Source organism: Mycobacterium sp. MOTT36Y (assembly GCF_000262165.1).
Classification (GTDB): Bacteria; Actinomycetota; Actinomycetes; order Mycobacteriales; family Mycobacteriaceae; genus Mycobacterium; species Mycobacterium intracellulare.
This window is the reverse complement of sequence record NC_017904.1, coordinates 2770256-2789206: the sequence shown is the minus strand read 5'-3', so window position 1 is coordinate 2789206 and position 18951 is coordinate 2770256. Positions and strand designations below refer to the sequence as shown.

Sequence of the window (18951 nt, the reverse complement as noted above, 5' to 3'; positions counted from 1 at the left end):
CTTAGTGCGCGGCAGGGGCTTTCGCTTTGCCATCGGTGTGGTAGTCCACCTGCCAGTGCTTGATCCCGTTGAGCCAGCCCGACCGCAGACGTTCGGGCTTGCCGATGGACTCGAGGTCGGGGATGCCGTCGGCGATCGCGTTGAACATCAGGTCGATCGTCATGCGTGCCAGGTTCGCCCCGATGCAGTAGTGGGCGCCGGTTCCGCCGAACCCGACGTGCGGGTTGGGATCGCGCAAGATGTTGAACGTGAACGGATCGTCGAAGACGTCCTCGTCGAAATTGGCTGAGCGGTAGACCATTACGACCCGCTGACCCTTTTTGATCTGCACACCGGACAGTTCGTAGTCCTCGAGCGCGGTGCGCTGAAACGAGGTGACCGGGGTGGCCCACCGGACGATCTCGTCGGCGGCGGTGCCGGGGCGCTCCTTCTTGAACAGCTCCCATTGGTCGGGAAAGTCGGTGAAGGCCATCATGCCCTGGGTGATGGAGTTGCGGGTGGTCTCGTTTCCGGCCACCGCCAACAGGATCACGAAAAAGCCGAATTCATCGTCGGAAAGCTTGTGCCCGTCGATGTCGGCCTGGACCAGCTTGGTGACGAGGTCTTCCCCCGGATTCTTCGTCCGCTCGGCCGCCATCTGCATGCCGTACATGATGAGTTCGACCGAGGCGGTGATGGCGTCGTTGTTGGCGAATTCGGGGTCCTGGTCGCCGACCATCTCGTTGGACCAGTGGAACAGTTTCTTGCGTTCTTCCTGCGGCACGCCCATCAACCCGGCGATGGCCTGCAGCGGCAGTTCGCACGACACCTGCTCGACGAAGTCGCCGCGGCCCTCGGCGGCCGCTTGCTCGACGATGTGGCGGGCCCGCTCGGCGAGGTCTTCGCGCAGGCGCTCGATGGCCCGGGGCGTGAACGCCCGCGAAATGATCTTGCGCAGCCGGGTGTGCTGCGGGGCATCCATGTTGAGCAGGACGAACTTGCCGCGCTCGATCTGCTCGCCGACCGTGCCGTCCTTGTAGCGCGGCAGCGCGGTCTTCTGCAGGCTGGAGAACACGTCACTGCGCAGCGAGACCTCTTTGACGTCCTTGTGCTTGGACACCACCCAGAAGCCGCCGTCGTCGAACCCGCCGGCACCGATCGGTTGTTCGTTCCACCAGATCGGCGCCGTGCGGCGCAGCTCGGCCAGTTCTTCGACCGGCAATCGCTCGGCGTGGATGTCCGGATCGGTGAAGTCGAAGCCTGGAGGCAGATTGGGGACCGGCTTGGTGCTGGGCTCGACGGTTGACATGGCGCACTCCTCGATACGAAGTCGTCTAGGCGTCCTTGTGCAAGGAAACCATTGCCGGACCACGGTTGGGAAGCATTGACGCAAGATCGTCGAGGGCAAATTGGAACGTGTTCCGCGGGTGCGCTTTGTCGGCCACGGTCGTGCGGCGGCGAGGATCGCGGCCGAGCGCCGAAATCGTCTTGTGGCCCGCGGCCCGACCGATATGCTTTGGTGCAGGTCACCGGCGACGACAGGCGGGGTGGAACATGATTCGGGAATTGCTGAGCGCCGCTTCGATAGCGGGCATCACGATCGGCATGGCGCCATGCGCGGCCGCCGACCCGCATTACGACGGCGACGTCCCGGGCATGAATTATCAAGCTTCGCTGGGCGCCCCGTGCGACAACTACGAGCGCTTCATCTTCGGACGAGGGCCCAGCGGCCAGGCCGAGGCCTGTCATTTCCCGCCGCCGAACCAGTTCCCGGCGGCCACCACCGGTTACTGGGTCGCTTCCTATCCGCTCTACGGGGTCCAGCAGACCGGCGCGAAATGCCCGGGCTCGCAGGCGGCGGCGCAGACTCCGGACGGGCTTCCGATGCTGTGCCTGGGGGAGCAGGGGTGGCAGCCCGGATGGTTTACCGGCGCAGGGTTTTTCCCGCCCTCCGACTGATCGGTACGACGATGAAGCGTGGTGAGCAAGGCGCGTCGCCCGTGCCCCGCTGGCTGCGTTTCGTCCTGGCCTCGGATCGCGCCGGGTCGGCGTGGTACATCGGCACCGGATTCTTCTTCGCGCCCGTGCTGGCCGTGTTTTCGCCGTGGCCCGCGGTTACCGCCGCGTTGTGGGGCGTCATCGCGGTGGCAGGGCTGTGGTTGGGGCTGCTGGGCATCGCGATGGCCATCGGTCTGGCCCGAATACTGCGCTCGGGGGCCGAAATTCCCGAAGACTACTGGCGCACCCTCGTGCACTACTGAAGCCCACCGCCGCCGAGAAATGGGGCCTCGTCCCGTCTAGAGTTCAGGGCAACGAACCTGCGACAAAGGAGACTCGAGATGGCCTTCAATCCCAAAGATGCGGTCGACGCGGCGAGGGACATCGCGACCAACGCCGTCGAGAAAGCCTCCGACATCGTCGAGCACGCCAGCGACATCATCCGGGGTGACCTCGCCGGCGGTGCCAGCGGAATCGTTCAGAATTCCATCGACATCGGCACGTACGCCCTGGACCGGACGAAGGAAGTGTTCACCGGCCGGCAGGACGTTGACGACGTCTAGCCCCGCCGGCCGGGCAAGCCCCGCCGTCAGACGGAGGCGGCCTCGTTGAGCTCGTCGAGCCTGTTGGTCGCTTCCAGGTACTCCTGCACCCAGCGCTCGATGACCGTCGACGTCTTCTCCACCTTGGTGAACTGCCCGACGACCTGACCGACCGGGTTGAACGCGACATCGACGGATTCGTTCGGGTACCTGTTCGTGGCACGAACCGCCATGCCGGACACCATGTATTGCAACGGCATTCCGAGGGGCTTCGGGTTCTCCGGGGCCTCCCACGCCTCGGTCCAGTCGTTGCGCAGCATGCGGGCCGGCTTGCCGGTGAACGACCGGCTGCGGACGGTGTCGCGGCTGCCGGCCTTGACGTAGGCCTCCTGCTGGACCGGGGTGTTCGAGGATTCCTCGACCATCAGCCACTGCGATCCGGTCCACGCGCCCTGCGCGCCCAGCGCCAGCGCGGCCGCGATCTGCTCACCGCTGCCGATGCCGCCGGCGGCCAGCACCGGAACCGGGGCGACCTCCTTGACGACCTGCGGCCACAGCACGATCGAGCCCACCTCGCCGCAGTGCCCGCCGGCCTCGCCGCCCTGCGCGATGATGATGTCGACGCCCGCGTCCGCGTGCTTGCGGGCCTGCGAGGGGGAGCCGCACAGCGCGGCCACCTTGAGTCCGGCCTCGTGGATGTGCTTGATCATGTCGGCCGGTGGGGTGCCCAGCGCGTTGGCGATCATCTTCACCTTCGGGTGCTTGAGCGCGACCTCGACCTGGGGTGTGGCCGTCGCCTCGGTCCAGCCGAGCAGCTGCAGGGTGTCGCCGTCGCTGTCCTCGACCGGCACGCCGTGGTCGGCGAGGATCTTCTTCCCGAAGTCAAGGTGCTCCTGGGGCACCATCTTGCGCAGCGTCTCGGCCAGCTCCTCCGCGGACAGGTGCGAGTCCATGCCCTCGTACTTGTTGGGGATGACGATGTCGACGCCGTAGGGGTGGTCGCCGATGTTCTCGTCGATCCAGTTGAGCTCGATCTCGAGCTGCTCAGGCGTGAAGCCGACGGCCCCGAGCACGCCGAACCCCCCAGCCTTGCTGACCGCCACGACGACGTCGCGGCAGTGGGTGAAGGCGAAGATCGGGAACTCGATGCCGAGTTCGTCGCAAATAGGGGTGTGCATTACAACTCCTGGGATGCTCGCCGAATTGGAACGTGTTCTAGTTTAGTACGGACGTCACTGACGTGGCCAGCGGGTCCTGAGCTGCGCCCCATCACTACGGCCCGTCGCCGCCGAGCCGGCCGCGACGCCGTTCGGCCCGCCACCGCCTTCGATCCCTTGATCCCGCACGGAGCGACCGGGTAGCGTAGTGCTGCCAATTACGAAACTACGCGTAGCGTAATTGGCTTCCAAACCACCGAGAGGATCCGCCTTGATGCGCAGCCGCTACGCCGGCGATCCCTTCACCACATCCACGCCCGAGATCGCCGCCGCCCTAGAGGATGTCAGCGTCCCGACGCTGCTGCTCTCCCTCGTCCACATCACCGGCGACCCCCGATTCATCCGCGACTACAAGCAGATGGGCATCTTCCTCAACGAGGTCCAGGGGTTCATGTCGGAGGAGGACAAGGCGCGGGCCCGCGCCGAGGCGCTGACGGTGATCACCGAGTATCGGGATCGCGGCTGCCCCGAACCGGCGCCGCTGAGCCCGGAGCTCATCAGGGAAATGATGGATTGGGCGGCGTGTGAGCACGTTCCCGACGACTATCTGTCCCTGGTGTCCGAAGAGCTGGACCTCGAAGGGGTCGACCCCCGGCGGCCGGCCGCGTTGCCGGCCGAGCGCGCGGCGCAGCTTCCGGTTCTGGTCGTCGGGTGCGGCGAATCCGGCATCCTTGCCGGCGTGCGCCTCAAGCAGGCCAACATTCCGTTCACCATCGTCGAGAAGAACGCCGGCCCGGGCGGAACATGGTGGGAGAACCGCTATCCCGGCGCCCGGGTCGACGTCGCGAACCATTTCTATTGCTACAGCTTCGAACCCAACAACGACTGGACCCATTTCTTCGCCGAGCAATACGAGCTGCAGGACTATTTCACCAAGGTCATCGACGAACACGACCTGGCCGACCGGATACGTTGGCAGACCGAGGTTCTCGCGGCCAAATGGGACGACGACGACGGCACCTGGACCGTGTCGCTGCGATCAGCCGACGGCCGCACGTCGACCCTGCGCGCACGCGCGCTCATCACGGCGGTGGGCCAGCTGAACAGGCCCAACATTCCCGAATTCGCCGGAGCACAGAATTTCCGGGGCCCGTCGTTTCACTCGGCGGCCTGGGATCACTCGGTGGACCTCGAAGGCAAGCGGGTCGCGCTCGTCGGCGCCGGCGCCAGCGGGTTCCAGATCGCGCCCGCCATCGCCGAGGAGGTCGAGCGCCTGACGGTGTTCCAGCGGACCGCGCAGTGGATGTTCCCGAACCCGATGTATCACGACGAGGTCGGCGACGGTGTGCGCTGGGCGATGCGCCACCTGCCGTTCTACGGCCGGTGGTACCGCTTCCTGGTGCTGTGGCCCGGCTCGGACAAGGGCCTCGACGCCGCCGAAGGCGATCCGAACTACGCCGATCAGGACCACGCCGTCAGCGACATCAACGCCGGCGCGCACATGATGTTCTCCCAGTGGATCACCAGCCAGGTCGGCGAAGACTCGCCGTTGTTGGCCCAGGTGATGCCGGACTATCCCGCCTGCGGCAAGCGCACCCTGCAGGACAACGGCAGCTGGCTAAAAACGCTGCAGCGCGACAACGTCGAATTGGTGCGCACAGCCATCGAGCGGATCACGCCGCAGGGCATCGTCACCGAGGACGGAGTGACGCACGACGTCGATGTCATCGTCTACGCAACGGGGTTCCGGCACACCGACGTGCTGTGGCCGCTGAAGATCACCGGCCGCAACGGCGTTGACCTGCACGAGATGTGGGGGAGCAGGCCGTATGCCTACCTCGGGATCACCGTCCCGCAGTTCCCGAACTTCTTCATCGTCTACGGGCCCGGAACCCACCTGGCCCACGGGGGGAGCCTGATCTTCCAGTCCGAACTGCAGATGCGCTACATCGACCAGTGCCTGGCGCGCCTGGCCGAGGCCGACGTGCATTCCGTTGAGCCGAAACCCGACGCCGCCACGGACTGGCACCGGCGGACGCAGACCCAGATCAAAAAGATGGTGTGGTCACACCCGGCGGTGAAGCACTCGTATTTCAAAAACGCCGACGGCGAGATTCACACCGTCAGCCCGTGGCGCCTCAACGAGTACTGGTCGGCGGTGCGTGAACCAGACTGGTCACAATTTGTAGTGCGCCAGAAAGATCAAGTGTGACAAGGGAAGTGAGCACACCGATATGCGCACGGTAGTCGTCGATGGGCCCCGCAGCATCCGGGTCGACACCCGCCCCGACCCAACGCTGCCGGGCCCGGACGGAGCGATCGTCGAGGTGACCGCCGCCGGAATCTGCGGCTCGGATCTGCACTTCTACGAGGCCGACTTCCCGATGCCCGATCCCATCGCCCTCGGCCACGAAGCCATCGGCACGGTGGTGGACGCCGGGCCCCAGGTGCGCAACGTCAAGGTCGGCGATCAGGTCATGGTGTCGTCGGTCGCCGGCTGCGGCGCGTGCGCGGGGTGCGCCACCCGCGATCCGGTCATGTGCCACTCCGGCTTTCAGATCTTCGGCGGCGGAGTGCTCGGTGGCGCGCAGGCCGATCTGCTCGCGGTGCCCGCCGCCGATTTCCAGCTCCTGAAGGTGCCCGAGGGCATCAGCACCGAGCAGGCGCTGCTACTCACCGACAATCTCGCCACCGGCTGGGCCGCGGCACAGCGCGCCGACATTCCGTTCGGCGGGACCGTTGCGGTGATCGGCCTCGGAGCGGTCGGCCTGTGCTCGCTGCGCAGCGCGCTTTTTCAGGGCGCGGCAACGGTTTTCGCCGTCGATCAGGTCGACGGCCGGCTACAGCGCGCCGCGCAGTGGGGGGCGACACCCGTGAAGGCGCCGGCGCTCGAGGAGATCCTCGCCGCCACCGGCGGCCGCGGCGTCGACGCGGTGATCGACGCCGTCGCCACCGACGCATCCCTGACCGAGGCGCTCAACGCCGTCCGGGCGGGCGGAACCGTCTCGGTCGTCGGTGTGCACGACATGAATCCGTTTCCGCTCAACGCGCTGGGCTGCCTGATCCGCAGCATCACGTTGCGGATGACCACCGCGCCGGTGCAGCGAACGTGGCCGGAATTGATCCCGCTGCTGCAGTCCGGCCGCCTCGATGTCGACGGCATCTTCACCACGACAATGCCTTTGGACGACGCGGCCAAGGGCTATGCGACCGCGGAATCGCGCTCCGGCGACGATGTGAAGATCCTGTTGCAGCCCTAGGCCTTCACCGGGTGGCCGTGATGTATTGGGACCGCATGAAACTGTCGATCTTGACGTCGACCTCCGGTGGGGTCATGCCGTAACCGGCCTGCAATTCGAGCGTGTTGCGGACGGGTTCGACGGCCCACCCGTGCGCGGTCAGCCACTCCGCGGGATCGGACTGCGGTTCGTACGTCAGGGCCGAAAAGTCAACGTTGCCCGACACGTTGACCCCGGGGTGATCCGCCTCCAAGGCGTGGAGCTGGTCATGGTCCAGCCGCGACCCCAGCGCGCCGATCGCGATCCGGCTGCCCGGCGCGCTGAGCCCGCTGATCCGGGTGAACAGCGCGTGTTGCGCCTCGTCGGTCAGGTAGGGCAGCAACCCCTCCACCGACCAGGCGCTCGGGCTCTCGACGTCGAACCCGGCCGCCTCCAAGGGCCGCGACCAGTCGGTGCGCAGGTCGGCGGCGACCTCGATCCGGTTCGCCTTCGGCGCGGCACCCTGCTCGTCGAGCACACGCCCCTTGAACTCCAGGACCTTCGGCAGGTCGACCTCGAAGACCCTTGTGCCGTCGGGCCATTCAAGGCGGAACGCCCGCGAATCCAGGCCGGCGGCGACGATCACCGCCTGGCGTATGCCCGCCTGGCAGGCGGCGACGAAGAAGTCGTCGAAGAACCGGGTCTGCACGCCATACAGCCGCGGAAAGGCCGTCTCGTCCTCGGTGCTGCCCGGGTTCGCGAGGACCCCCGCCAGATACGGGTCCCGCGAGGCGGCGATGAAGACCTTCGCGTATTCGTCGCGCACCAGCGGCTGCGCGCTCACGGCGTGCAGCGCACGCCATCCCGCCACGAGCAGCGCGGTGTAGCCGACGCTGCTGACGATGTCCCAGTTGTCGTCGTCGGAGCGGAGCGATCCGAATTCAGGTGTCGTGCCCACGGGGGCCAACGTACCCTTCAGAGTTCGAGCAGCACCGTGACCGGGCCGTCGTTGACCAACTCGACCTGCATGTTCGCGCCGAACACCCCGGTCTGTACCTCGGCGCCCAGCCGCTCCAGCGTCGCGGCGAACTCCGCCACCAGCGGCTCGGCCACCGGCCCGGGCGCGGCCGCATTCCACGACGGGCGGCGGCCCTTGGCGGTGTCGGCGTACAGGGTGAACTGACTGATGACCAGGATGGGGGCTCTTGCGTCGGCCGCGGACCGCTCCTCGGCGAGAATCCTTAGGTTCCAGAGCTTTTCGGCGAGCCGGCGCGCCTTGTCGCGATCGTCGGTGTGGGTGACGCCGACGAATGCCAACAGCCCCTGGCCATCCGGTCGGATCGCTCCCACCACCGCGCCGTCGATCGACACCGTCGCCGACGAGACCCGTTGCACCAACACCCGCATGGGCCTCGATGGTGCCAGACCGGCCGGGGCGGGGGTGGGTACGCTCGACAGGGTGTCCGTGCTCGTCGCGTTTTCCGTCACCCCGATGGGGGTGGGCGAGGGTGTCGGCGAGATCGTCGCCGAGGCGGTTCGGGTGGTTCGCGAGTCCGGCCTGCCCAACAAGACCGACTCGATGTTCACGGTGATCGAGGGCGACACGTGGGAGCAGGTCATGGCGGTGGTGCAGCGCGCCGTCGAGGCCGTGGCGGCCCGGGCGCCGCGGGTGAGCACGGTGATCAAGGCCGATTGGCGCACCGGGGCCAACGACGCGATGACGCAGAAGGTCGCCTCCGTCGAGCGCTACCTCTCCGAGAGCTAGGCCCGCAGCGCGGCCCGAAACGCTTGCTCCGCCGCGTCGCCGTGCACGGCGAACACCACCTTGCGCAGCGAGCCAGGCTGGTGCCGCCGGACGGCGTCGACCATCAGCCGGGCGGCCTGGTCGAGCGGGAAACCGCCGACACCGGTGCCGAAGGCCACCAGCCCCAGCGTGCGGCAGCCGAGTTCGTCGGCCTTGCGCAATGTCGAAGCCGTGGCGGCGCCGATGATCTCGGCCGAGGTTGGCCCACCGAGTTCCATGGTCGCCGCGTGGATGACGTAGCGCGCGGGCATGTCGCCGGCGGTGGTCTCGATCGCTTCGCCGAGTCCGATCGGCGCCTTCTCGGTCGATTCGCGCTGCACGTCGGGCCCGCCCGCGCGCGAGATGGCCGCGGCGACGCCGCCACCGTGCCGCAGCTGCGTGTTGGCGGCGTTGGCGATCGCGTCCACGTCGAGCTTGGTCACGTCGGCCGCAAGCACCTCTAACTCGATCATCGGCTCATTGTCCCGCAGGCCCATGCGTAGGCTCATGGCGGTGAGCGCACGTGCAGGCATCGTTGTCACCGGAACCGAGGTCCTCACCGGACGCGTCCAAGACGCCAACGGCCCCTGGATCGCCGATCGCCTCCTGGAGCTTGGTGTCGAGCTCGCGCACATCACGATCTGCGGCGACCGGCCCGCCGACATCGAAGCCCAGCTGCGGTTTCTCGCCGATCAAGGCGTGGACCTGATCGTCACCAGCGGCGGCCTGGGGCCCACGGCCGACGACATGACCGTCGAGGTGGTGGCGCGCTTCTGCGGGCGCGAGCTGGTGTTGGACGCCGAGGTCGAAGAGAAGATCGCGAACATCCTCAAGAAGCTGATGGGGCGCAATCCCGCTTTCCAATCCGCCTTGGACCCCGGCACTTTCGAGTCGCTGCGGGCCGCCAACCGCAAGCAGGCCATGATCCCGGCTGGGGCGCAGGTGCTCGACCCGGTCGGCACCGCGCCCGGCGTCGTGGTGCCGGGCAAGCCCGCGGTGATCGTGCTCCCCGGACCCCCGCGCGAGCTGCAGCCGATGTGGCACACGGCCATCCAAACACCGGCGGCGCAGGACGCGATCGCCGGCCGGACCATTTATCGGCAGGAGATGCTGCGGATGTTCGGCCTGCCCGAGTCGGGGCTGGCCGAGACGCTGCGCGACGCCGAAAAGACCGTGCCCGGATTCGACCGGCTCGAGATCACCACCTGCCTGCGGCGCGGGGAGATCGAAATGGTCACCCGCTACGAGCCGGACTCCGCCGACGCGTACACGCAACTGACGAAGCTGCTGCGCGAGAGGCACGGGCATCAGCTGTACTCCGAAGACGGCTCGCGTGTCGACGATCTGGTCGCGCAGCTTCTCACCGGGCACCGGATCGCGACGGCGGAGTCGTGCACCGCGGGACTGCTGGCGGCGCGGCTGACCGATCGGCCTGGGTCGTCGGACTACGTGGCCGGCGGGGTGGTGTCCTATTCGAACGAGGCGAAAGCGGAGGTGCTCGGCGTCGACCCGGCGCTGATCGAGGCGCACGGCGCGGTGTCGGAGCCGGTGGCCGAGGCCATGGCCGCGGGCGCGCTGCAACGCTTCGGCGCCGACACCGCGGTCGCGATCACCGGCATCGCCGGACCGGGCGGGGGCACGGAAGACAAGCCGGTCGGGACGGTCTGCTTCAGCGTGAAGGCGGCGGGCGGCCGCACGGACACTCGCACCCTGCGCCTTCCGGGCAACCGGTCCGATATCCGGGAACGCTCGACGACGGTGGCCATGCACCTGCTGCGGCGCCTGCTGGCCGACCCCGGCTAGCTTTACGTCGCTTCCGTTGCGAGAAAAGAACTTTCCGTCGTGCCGAAGCGGATTCCCGTCGCGTCCTTTCCGATCAGCGTCAGGACCACCACCGCGGCCAGCACCGGCACGATCGTGGCCGCCAAGGCGAACGGGTAGCCGTGGGATTCGGCGAGACGTTCCTGAATCGGTAAGTTGAACGCCGCCAACAGGTTTCCGAGTTGGTAGGTCACACCGGGGTAGAGGCCGCGAATGGCGTCCGGCGACATCTCCGTGAGGTGGGCTGGAATCACGCCCCACGCGCCCTGCACGAAGAGCTGCATCAAGAACGAGCCCAGGCACAGCATGGCCGCGCCGCGTGAGTATGCGAACAGCGGCACGATCGGCAGCGCCAGAATTGCACAGAAGACGACCGTGTAGCGCCTACTCAGTCGTTGCGACAGCGTTCCGAAGACGAGCCCTCCGATGATGGCGCCGACGTTGTAGGCCACCACGATCCACCTGACCGTCGTGCTCGACAACCCGGCGCCTTGGTTGGCGTGCGCGCCGAGGAAGGTGGGGTAGACGTCCTGCGTGCCGTGGCTCATCCAGTTGAATGCCGTCATCAGCAACGCGAGGTAGATGAAGCGCCGGATGATCGCGCCGCTGCGCAGCACGTCGCGGATTCTGGTGCTGGTGAGCCTCATCCGGTCTTGGGCGGCCTCCCACACCTCGGATTCCTCCACCCGGTAGCGAATGATCAAGCTGATCAGTGCGGGAACGATGCTCAGGCCGAACAACCAGCGCCACGAGAGCTCGAGCCAATCCATCACCACCAGGGCGGCGACGCTGGCCAGCAGGTAGCCGAACGCGTAACCCTCCTGCAGCAGCCCGGAGAAGAACCCGCGTCGCTGGACCGGAACCTTCTCCATGGCCAGCGCGGCACCGAGCCCCCATTCCCCGCCCATGCCGATGCCGTACAGCAGGCGCAGGATCACCAGCACGGTGAAGTTGGGTGCGAAGGCGCACAGGAACCCGACCACGGAGTAGAACATGACGTCGACCATCAGGGGGAGCCGCCGGCCGACGCGGTCGGCCCACAGCCCGAACAGCAATGCGCCGACGGGACGCATGATCAGGGTGGCGGTGGTGACGAACGCGACCTCGGCCTTGCTGTGGTGGAACGTCTTTGCGATGTCGGCGTAGACGAGCACCACGATGAAGTAGTCGAAGGCGTCCATCGTCCAGCCCAACAGGGCGGCGATGAAGGAGTTTCGCTGGTCGGCGGTCAACTTCTGTCGAGGGCTCTGTGTAGTCACGTCAGCATCGTGGCGTACCGAGGGCTTCGGCGCGACCTGTTTCGCCGCCCGTCGTGCGGGAGTAAGTTCCGGATGCATGCGGATCATCGACGCCGACGGCCATGTCGCCGAAAATTCGTCACTGGCAGTCGAAGCGATGCAGCGGTGGCCGGAGCACGTCAGACCCGGCAGGCATGGGCGGCTCGGGTTGACCCTTGAAGGACGCAACTACCCCGAGGACCGCGGCCCGGGCGCGGGCTGCCCGCCCGAACACGGGATCAGTAGCGCGGCCGATATCAACTGCCGGTCGGCCGAAGGCGTGCTGGGTGACGCCGACCGCGATCACATCGACACGATGGTGCTCTATCCCAGCCTTGGACTGTGCGCGCCGAGTCTCGAGGACCCCGAATTCGCGGCCGGATTCGCTCGCCTCTACAACGAGTGGATCGCCGATTACTGCGCCGCTTCGGGTGGGCGGCTCCGCGGCGTCGCGGTGGCTCCGATAGAACATGGCCGGCTGGCGATCGATGTCATGACCGAAGCCAAAGACCTTGGGCTGGTGGCGACTTTGGTGCCGCCGGCGCTCAAGACACGCAACCTCGACCACCCCGACCTCGACCCGTTCTATGCCGCCGCCGTCGAACTCGGGATGCCGCTGGGGGTGCATGGGGCGCCCGGCATTCATCTGCCCAAGATCGGGGTAGACCGTTTCACGAATTACATTCAGGTGCACTGCATCAGCTTCCCGTTCGACCAGATGACGGCGATGACCGCGATGGTTTCCGGCGGCGTCTTCGAGCGTCATCCGGAGTTGCGGGTGGCCTTCCTCGAGGCGGGTGCGGGCTGGGTTCCGTTTTTTATCGATCGGCTGCACGAGCATTACGAGAAGCGTGGCGACTGGGTGGAGCGCGGCTGGCGTCGCGATCCGCACGAGTATCTGGCCGCCGGAAACATCTGGGTGACGTGTGAACCGGAGGAGCCGATCCTGCCCGGGGTGATCGACGTGCTGGGCGCCGATTTCATCATGTTCGCCAGCGACTATCCGCACTGGGACGGCGAGTGGCCGGAAAGCACCAAGCACCTGCGCACTCGCGCCGATATCAGCGAGGAGGCCCGCGAGAAGATCGGCGGGCGCAACGCGCAGCGCTTCTACAACCTGAACTAGCGGCGATCGCGAGCGCGGCGCAGCCGGGCGAAGCGGGTCGGCGCCATCGGATCTAGCGGCGATCGCGAAAAGTGTTATGCCGCCCCCGGATTGTCGGCTTCTTCGTCGTCGTGTTCGTGGTGGAGGAGTTTTTCGGGGTGGTGGTAGGTGTTGGTGCGGGGTTGGCCACGCTCGAGGTGGGGTGGGGATTTCCATTCGGTGTCGCCGCGCGTGTTCTTGCGGGTGGTCCAGCCGCCGGGGTCGAGCATGCGGTGATGCGGGCCGCAGGCGAAGGTGAGGTCGTTGACGTCGGTGCTGTGACACTTGCTGTAGTCGGTGACGTGGTGGACTTCGCAGTAATAGCCCGACACCGTGCAGCCCGGGGCGGTGCAGCCGCGGTCCTTGGCATACAAGACGATTCGCTGCCCCGGCGAAGCCAGCCGCTTGGTGTGGTACAACGCCAGGGCCTTGCCCTTATCGAAGATGGCCAGGTAATGATGCGCATGGCGGGCCAGGCGGATCACCTCACTCATCGGCACGATGGTGCCCCCACCGGTCAGGGCCCGCCCGGCGGCGGCCTCCAACTCGGCCAGGGTGGTGGTGACGATGATGGAGGCCGGCAACCCGTTGTGCTGACCCAACTCCCCGGAGGCCAGCATCGCGCGCAGCGCCGCCAGCAGGGCGTCGTGGTTGCGCTGAGCAGCCGAGCGCGTATCACCGTCGATAGCGGCCTGGCTGGGCGCGCCATCCACACACGGCATCTCATCAAGCGGGTTGCACATGCCCGGGGCACCGAGTTTGGCCTCCACGGCCTCGAAGGTGGCCCGTAGCTCGGGGGTGATCAGGCCCCGCAACTCCGACATGCCGTCGGGTCGTTGGCGCCCCAGGGTCACCCCGCGGCTACGGGCCCGGTCCTCATCGGTGAAGAGACCGTCGGGATTGAGGCAATCTTCCAGGACGTGGGCCAGGCCGTCGAGTTCGTCGGGCCGGTGATACGCGGCGTGACCGGCCAGCTCCGCCTCGACCCGCTCGCGGGTCACCGGATCGATCCAGCCCGGCAGCCGGCGAAAGAATCTGCGGATCACCGCCACATGGGCAGCACCCAGCTCACCGCGGGCCTGGGCGGCGGCGGTGGCCGCCAACACCGGGGGCAAGGGTTCACCGGTCAGGCCGTGGCGCGGGCCCAGATCGGCGGCGTCTTTGACCCGCCGGGCGGCTTCGGCGCGGCTGATCCGCAGCCGGTCGGCGATCGCGTGGTCGAGTTTGGCGCCGAGTTCTTGGATGCTGGCTTGGCGTGCCAGGTGATTGATCAACGCATGCTCAGGGACCGGCAGCCGGCGGCGCACGGTTTCGCAGCGCTCCAACAGCGCCAGGCACTCCCGAGGAGCCAGCGCATCGAAACTCAGTGCCCCCACACTCTCGATCGCGGCATCGAGCGCGTCGAAGGCCGCGCTGATCGCGTCCCGATCGATGATGCCGCCCGAACCCATACCGCAGACATTACGAAGCGCCACCGACACAAAACCCCGCATTGTGACCACAGAAACCACAGTGACACAAGGGAATTCAATATCCGTTTCCGATATCCGAAACCGCGCCCGCGTGTAGGCGCGAGAACCGACGGTCGCAGCCGGTCACCCGGTCGGAACTCGCCCGCGCCGATTTGCTTACCTTCCCGGCCGATCGGATGGCAGGATCTAGGCGCATGGGCCCATTTTTGGTGCGCGCCGCGCTGACCGGCTTTGCGTTGTGGATCGTCACCCTTTTCGTGCACGGCCTGAGTTTCGTGGGCGGCAGCACGAGGCTGGAACGGGTCGGCATCATCTTCGTCGTCGCCGTGATCTTCGGTCTGGTCAACGCATTCATCAAGCCGATAGTCCAGATCCTGTCGATCCCGCTCTACATCGTGACGCTCGGTCTGTTCCATGTCGTCATCAATGCGCTGATGCTCTGGATCACGGCGTGGATCACCGAGCACACCACGCACTGGGGGCTGCAGATCGACCACTTTTGGTGGACCGCCATCTGGGCGGCGATCGTCTTGTCGATCGTCAGTTGGTTGCTGTCCTTGATAATTCGCCGCACCGGCGCCTGAGATCAGCGGCCGCCGGCCAGGGCCACCACGTCACGCGCGCAGCCCCAGGACAGGGTGACGCCGTTGCTGCTGTGACCGTAGTTGTGGATGCAACGCGCCCGCCCAAGCGGTTCGGCCTCCACGCGCACCGACGGACGGTCGGGACGCAGTCCGGTGATGACCTCGATCACCTCGGCGTCACCGAGTCGCGGCTCGATTCGTCGGCAGCGCTGCAGGATGCGTTCTGTCACGTCGGGTTCCGCGGTCGTGTCCCAGCGACCGGGGATGCTGATTCCGCCGCACACCACCCGTTGTGGATGCGGGAAGAAACAGGTCCACTCGGGGCCGTCGTTCAATTCCAGAAACAGTTGCTGCAGACCGGGATTGGTCAGCACCACGTGCTGGCCGAAGAGCGGCCGCACGGTGTGGTCGTCGATGAGCGCGCCCGCGGCGAGACCAGTGCAGTTGACGACGATGTCAGCGGTGTCGGCGGCCTCGGCCAGGGATCGAACGGGGTGTTCTTCGATCTCGCAGCCGGCCGCCGCGAGCCGTCGGGTCAGATAGTCGAGGTAGTGCGGCATGTCGATCATCGGCACGGTGGCGCGAAATCCGGTGCCGAAACCCGGCGGAACGTCGGCCGGGTCGGCGGGCCGCAGGTCGGGTATCAGCGCGGCCGCCGTTGACATCGCCTCGGTCGCGGTCAGCTCGCCGACGGCCAGCGCCGGCGCCAGCAACACACCCGAGTCGGGATCGCGGGCAAGATCACGGAACACCTGTAAAGAGTGCTCGGTCCAGCGCAGCGTCGCGCCGGCGCGTTCCGCGGGCCGCGGGGGCGCCCACACGGCGCCCGCCACCGCCGAAGTCGTTCGCTTGGGCATCGTGTCCGCCCAGACCCGCACCGGCCAGCCCGCCTCGGCCAGGCAGATGGCCGACGTCAACCCGCTGACGCCAGCCCCTACCACGACGATCTGGTGCGTACTGGCCACGGCGCCGGCGGGCCGATCAGGAATGCGCGGCTTGTGGGGCTACCGGAGTTGCGGGCGCGGCTGCCGGGGCTTGCGGGGCCGCCGGCGCTTGCGAGGCCGGCGCCGGTGCAGGTGCGGGCGCTTGCGGAGCGGGCGACGGTTGCGGAGGCCGCTGTGCGTTTCCGCCCAACAGACCGTTGAGGATGCCGAGCGTGCCCTGCACGCCCGCGGGCGGCGTTTGTGACGGCGGAACGGCGTCCGGGGTCAGCTGCCAGGGTTGGCAGCCCGAGGTCTTGAAGGCTTTGTCACCCGGGTCGATCTGCACGACCTGCGCCTTCTTGGTCATGGCGTTGTCGATGAGCGCGCCGTCGGGGTTGCCGGTCCGTTTCCAGTAGCACGTGCCGTTGCCGACGGGGCCACCGGAGCTGTAGATGCCCGGGACGATGTCGGTCCCCACGGCGTAAATGCCGTCCTTGTCGATGCTGGTCTTCGGCCCCGGCGGGGCGGGTGCCGGCGAAGCCCCGGGCGACGCCGCCGGGGCGGGTGCCGGCGAGGCCCCGGGCGACGCGGCCGGTGCGGGTGCTGCCGAAGGCGCTGGTGCCGGTGCCGGCGACGCGGCCGGTGCTGGCGAGGCCGCGGGGCCCGGGGCGGGCCCCCGTGTCTCGTCTGGATCGGCGCTGGCAACGACCGTCGACGTGGCCCACCCCGCGACAATCAAACCCGCGGCGGCCAGTCGCGCCGCAGTAGCTACTCCACCCATAGAAATCGAGGGTACCGGGGCCAAGTACCTAATTCATGTCGTTGTGAAATGAACCCGGCAGCAAAGAACGGCTAGACGAGACGCCGGACCCGGCCCGCGCGGGCGAGCGCATGCTCGTACGTCTCGAGGTTGTCACGGGAAATTTTCGCGTAGACCGGGCGTTCGAGGAGGAAGCGCAGCACGGGGTTGTAGGCGCGATACGTCTCGTGGAACGTCAGCACGGTGGTGCCGTCGGGCTGCTCCTCGAGCTGGTGATACCCCTCGGCGCGCGACCACAGCGGCGCGCCGACGGCCACGTAACGCGACAGCTTGTCGAGCTCGGCTTCGGTCACGGTTTCCCAGGAACGCGCCCGGCCGCCGGTGAGCAGGTATTTGGGCACTTCGAAGACGCATGTGCGGACCAGGCCCTCACCGGCCTCGTTGCCCTCGTTGAGAATTTCCATGCTGCCGGTCGGCCACTCGAGCACCCGGGGGCGCGGGGCGTTCGGCGGGGCCGGCGGATGCAGCGCCCGCCAGACCTTCCGCGGCGGAGCGTCGATGTGGAATCGCACGGTGTAGGACTGCATCAGCCTTCTCCCCAGCCATCCCAGAACGTGATGGTCGCCGCCGGCGGGCGTGCGGCCGGCCGGAAGTCGGTGCCGATCGTGTACGCGACGGGGAACAGCGCGGCCTGCGTGACGGTGGGTGGGATGCCCAGCAGCTCGGCCACCTCGCGCTCCTTGAACAGGTGCATCGTCGTCCACACCGATCCCAGCCCGCGCGAGCGGAGCGCCAGCAGAAAGCTCCAGCCGGCCGGGATGATCGACGCCCACGCCGCGGCAGCGATGCCCGGTTCCGCGGTGTCGATGCGCTGGTTGAGGCAGGGGATGACGTGCACCGGGACTTGCCCGAGCGTTTCGGTCAGGCTCATCGCGCTCTGGTACACCCGCTGCGTCTGCGGATCCGTCGCGTTGTCGGCCGCGTACGCCAGGTACTGCGCGCCGATGCTGCGGTAGATCTCGGCGATGGCCGCGCGTTTGTCGGGGTCCGTGATCACCAGCCAGCGCCAGTCCTGCGTGTTGCTCGCCGTCGGCGCCTGCATCGCCAGCTGGATGCACTCCAGGATCACGTCGCGGCCGACCGGCCGGGTGAGGTCGAGCCGTTTACGCACCGACCGGGTGGTGCTCAGCAGTTCGTCGACGGTGGCGATGTCCATGGGATCCTTAGATGTGTCGGCGGGGGTGGTTAATGGTGCGGCCCATCATCGCGACGTGAAGTTGAGGTATCGAGCTGAGCAAACCAGACCCCGAGCTCGGCTGTCTAGGCCCTCGCCCGCCGATTGAGGATGTGTGCGGCCTCGGCGACCATGTCGGCGACGATGTCAGCGGCGGGACGGACGTCGCGAACGCGTCCCACGCCTTCGCCGGTCAGGATGGCCGCGGTATTGAAATCCTCTGCGGCAACGGCTTTTTCGTAGTCGGCGACGGCTTGGGGCAGCTGGGCCGACAGCTCGGGTTCGCGACCGTGCCAGGTGTCGAGGAACGCGTTGCCCAGCGCCCGCGCGTCGTATCCGGCGGGCCAATCGAGGCGGCGCACAACGTCATAGACCCGGGTGCGCACGGTGTCGTCGCCACAGGCCGCAACGGCCCGCCGCTGCGCACGCGGTGACACCAATGCCTCCGGCGACGCCCACAACCTGCTACCCACGACCGCGCCGTCGGCGCCCAGCGCCAGCGCGGCCGCCAATCCGCGGCCGTCGACGACGCCTCCGGCGGCCGCCACCAGCGTGTTGGGTGAGCGCTCGGCCACGAAATCGACCACCTCGGGCACCAACGTGAACGTCGTCCGCCCGCTCATTCCATGTCCGCCGGCTTCGCTGCCCTGCGCGACGATGACCTCCGCCCCGGCGTCCACGGCCCGGCGCGCCTGGTCGAGGTTTTGCACCTGAGCGATGAGCGGGACGCCGGCCGCGTGGATGCGATCGGCGAACGGCCGTAAGTCGCCGAAAGACAACATGATCGCCGCGGGTTGGTGGGCGAGCGCGATGTCGAGCGCCCGCGGGTTGCCCGCCAGGCTCCAGGTGATGAACCCGCATCCGATCCGGGCGCTGTTGGCGTTGTCGAATTCGCGCTGCAGCCATTCGGGATCGCCGTAGCCCCCGCCGAGCAGGCCCAGGCCGCCCGCCCCGGTCACCGCCGCAGCGAGCCGACCCCCGGAGACCAGGGCCATCGGCGCGAGCAGGACGGGCTGCTCGATACCGAAGAATTCCGTCAGGCGGGTCCGCAACGGCACG

20 protein-coding genes and 1 pseudogene are annotated in these 18951 nt (G+C 67.6%); 9 read left to right on the top strand and 12 right to left on the bottom strand.

Going from position 1 to position 18951, the window contains the following annotated elements; all coding sequences use genetic code 11:
- Nucleotide 1: 1 nt before the first annotated feature.
- Nucleotides 2-1288, bottom strand: coding sequence for a cytochrome P450 (locus W7S_RS12830; protein ID WP_008256837.1), 1287 nt, complete (start codon nt 1286-1288; stop codon nt 2-4).
- Between the two features lie 245 nt (nt 1289-1533).
- On the opposite strand from W7S_RS12830, the gene W7S_RS12825 reads away from it, so the two are divergent.
- The 3 genes from W7S_RS12825 to W7S_RS12815 all read left to right on the top strand — a co-directional run bounded on the left by W7S_RS12825 (nt 1534) and on the right by W7S_RS12815 (nt 2540).
- Nucleotides 1534-1938, top strand: coding sequence for a hypothetical protein (locus W7S_RS12825; protein ID WP_008256836.1), 405 nt, complete (start codon nt 1534-1536; stop codon nt 1936-1938).
- Between the two features lie 11 nt (nt 1939-1949).
- On the top strand, nt 1950-2240 hold the full coding sequence (locus W7S_RS12820; protein WP_014711652.1) for a hypothetical protein: 291 nt from the start codon (nt 1950-1952) through the stop codon (nt 2238-2240).
- A 78-nt stretch (nt 2241-2318) separates the two neighbouring features.
- Nucleotides 2319-2540, top strand: coding sequence for a hypothetical protein (locus W7S_RS12815; RefSeq protein WP_008256834.1), 222 nt, complete (start codon nt 2319-2321; stop codon nt 2538-2540).
- A 26-nt stretch (nt 2541-2566) separates the two neighbouring features.
- On the opposite strand, the gene W7S_RS12810 is transcribed toward W7S_RS12815, so the two are convergent.
- Nucleotides 2567-3697 carry a nitronate monooxygenase gene (locus tag W7S_RS12810; RefSeq protein WP_008256833.1) on the bottom strand — a complete coding sequence of 377 codons (1131 nt, stop codon included), beginning with the start codon at nt 3695-3697 and terminating at the stop codon, nt 2567-2569.
- 253 nt (nt 3698-3950) lie between these two features.
- On the opposite strand from W7S_RS12810, the gene W7S_RS12805 reads away from it, so the two are divergent.
- Together W7S_RS12805 and W7S_RS12800 are read left to right on the top strand one after the other, a co-directional pair.
- The gene (locus W7S_RS12805; protein ID WP_014711651.1) at nt 3951-5888 is read left to right on the top strand and encodes an NAD(P)/FAD-dependent oxidoreductase; all 1938 of its coding nucleotides are present in this window, start codon (nt 3951-3953) and stop codon (nt 5886-5888) included.
- A gap of 22 nt (nt 5889-5910) precedes the next feature.
- Complete coding sequence (locus W7S_RS12800) at nt 5911-6936, top strand: alcohol dehydrogenase catalytic domain-containing protein (RefSeq protein WP_014711650.1); 1026 nt, start codon at nt 5911-5913, stop codon at nt 6934-6936.
- Between the two features lie 4 nt (nt 6937-6940).
- Here W7S_RS12800 and W7S_RS12795 read toward each other — a convergent pair whose 3' ends face one another.
- Nucleotides 6941-7852 carry a class I SAM-dependent methyltransferase gene (locus tag W7S_RS12795; protein ID WP_014711649.1) on the bottom strand — a complete coding sequence of 304 codons (912 nt, stop codon included), beginning with the start codon at nt 7850-7852 and terminating at the stop codon, nt 6941-6943.
- A gap of 17 nt (nt 7853-7869) precedes the next feature.
- Nucleotides 7870-8301 (bottom strand): D-aminoacyl-tRNA deacylase, encoded by a 432-nt coding sequence (gene dtd, locus W7S_RS12790; RefSeq protein ID WP_014711648.1) that lies wholly within the window; start codon nt 8299-8301, stop codon nt 7870-7872.
- A 52-nt stretch (nt 8302-8353) separates the two neighbouring features.
- Between dtd and W7S_RS12785 the strand changes: the two genes are divergently transcribed.
- Nucleotides 8354-8659, top strand: a complete 306-nt coding sequence (locus W7S_RS12785; RefSeq protein WP_008256827.1) for an MTH1187 family thiamine-binding protein — start codon at nt 8354-8356, stop codon at nt 8657-8659.
- On the opposite strand, the gene W7S_RS12780 is transcribed toward W7S_RS12785, so the two are convergent.
- Nucleotides 8656-9150: a macro domain-containing protein gene (locus tag W7S_RS12780; protein ID WP_179300176.1), complete on the bottom strand. Its 495-nt coding sequence runs from the start codon at nt 9148-9150 to the stop codon at nt 8656-8658. The two genes, W7S_RS12785 and W7S_RS12780, sit on opposite strands and share 4 nt — an antisense overlap.
- 34 nt (nt 9151-9184) lie before the next feature.
- On the opposite strand from W7S_RS12780, the gene W7S_RS12775 reads away from it, so the two are divergent.
- Nucleotides 9185-10480 carry a competence/damage-inducible protein A gene (locus tag W7S_RS12775; protein ID WP_041297839.1) on the top strand — a complete coding sequence of 432 codons (1296 nt, stop codon included), beginning with the start codon at nt 9185-9187 and terminating at the stop codon, nt 10478-10480.
- A gap of 2 nt (nt 10481-10482) precedes the next feature.
- On the opposite strand, the gene W7S_RS12770 is transcribed toward W7S_RS12775, so the two are convergent.
- Nucleotides 10483-11835 carry an MFS transporter gene (locus tag W7S_RS12770; RefSeq protein ID WP_238535849.1) on the bottom strand — a complete coding sequence of 451 codons (1353 nt, stop codon included), beginning with the start codon at nt 11833-11835 and terminating at the stop codon, nt 10483-10485.
- Here W7S_RS12770 and W7S_RS12765 point away from each other — a divergent pair.
- Nucleotides 11834-12901, top strand: coding sequence for an amidohydrolase family protein (locus W7S_RS12765; protein WP_008256820.1), 1068 nt, complete (start codon nt 11834-11836; stop codon nt 12899-12901). The two genes, W7S_RS12770 and W7S_RS12765, sit on opposite strands and share 2 nt — an antisense overlap.
- Before the next feature lie 74 nt (nt 12902-12975).
- Here W7S_RS12765 and W7S_RS12760 read toward each other — a convergent pair whose 3' ends face one another.
- Nucleotides 12976-14370 carry an HNH endonuclease signature motif containing protein gene (locus W7S_RS12760; RefSeq protein ID WP_014711644.1) on the bottom strand — a complete coding sequence of 465 codons (1395 nt, stop codon included), beginning with the start codon at nt 14368-14370 and terminating at the stop codon, nt 12976-12978.
- Between the two features lie 215 nt (nt 14371-14585).
- On the opposite strand from W7S_RS12760, the gene W7S_RS12755 reads away from it, so the two are divergent.
- Nucleotides 14586-14975, top strand: coding sequence for a phage holin family protein (locus W7S_RS12755; protein ID WP_008256813.1), 390 nt, complete (start codon nt 14586-14588; stop codon nt 14973-14975).
- A gap of 2 nt (nt 14976-14977) precedes the next feature.
- Here the strand turns inward: W7S_RS12755 and W7S_RS12750 are convergent, their stop codons facing one another.
- The 5 genes and pseudogenes from W7S_RS12750 to W7S_RS12730 form a co-directional block, all read right to left on the bottom strand.
- The gene (locus W7S_RS12750; protein WP_041297838.1) at nt 14978-15940 is read right to left on the bottom strand and encodes an FAD-dependent oxidoreductase; all 963 of its coding nucleotides are present in this window, start codon (nt 15938-15940) and stop codon (nt 14978-14980) included.
- Nucleotides 15941-16076: 136 nt separating this feature from the next.
- Nucleotides 16077-16523 (bottom strand): annotated as a pseudogene (locus W7S_RS27855) (hypothetical protein); the annotation flags it as partial.
- A gap of 227 nt (nt 16524-16750) precedes the next feature.
- Complete coding sequence (locus W7S_RS12740) at nt 16751-17245, bottom strand: SRPBCC family protein (protein WP_014711641.1); 495 nt, start codon at nt 17243-17245, stop codon at nt 16751-16753.
- Nucleotides 17245-17874, bottom strand: coding sequence for a nitroreductase family protein (locus W7S_RS12735; RefSeq protein ID WP_008256807.1), 630 nt, complete (start codon nt 17872-17874; stop codon nt 17245-17247). Before W7S_RS12735 ends, W7S_RS12740 begins: the two co-directional genes overlap by 1 nt.
- A 104-nt stretch (nt 17875-17978) precedes the next feature.
- Nucleotides 17979-18950, bottom strand: coding sequence for a nitronate monooxygenase family protein (locus W7S_RS12730; RefSeq protein WP_193375028.1), 972 nt, complete (start codon nt 18948-18950; stop codon nt 17979-17981).
- Nucleotide 18951 lies beyond the last annotated feature (1 nt).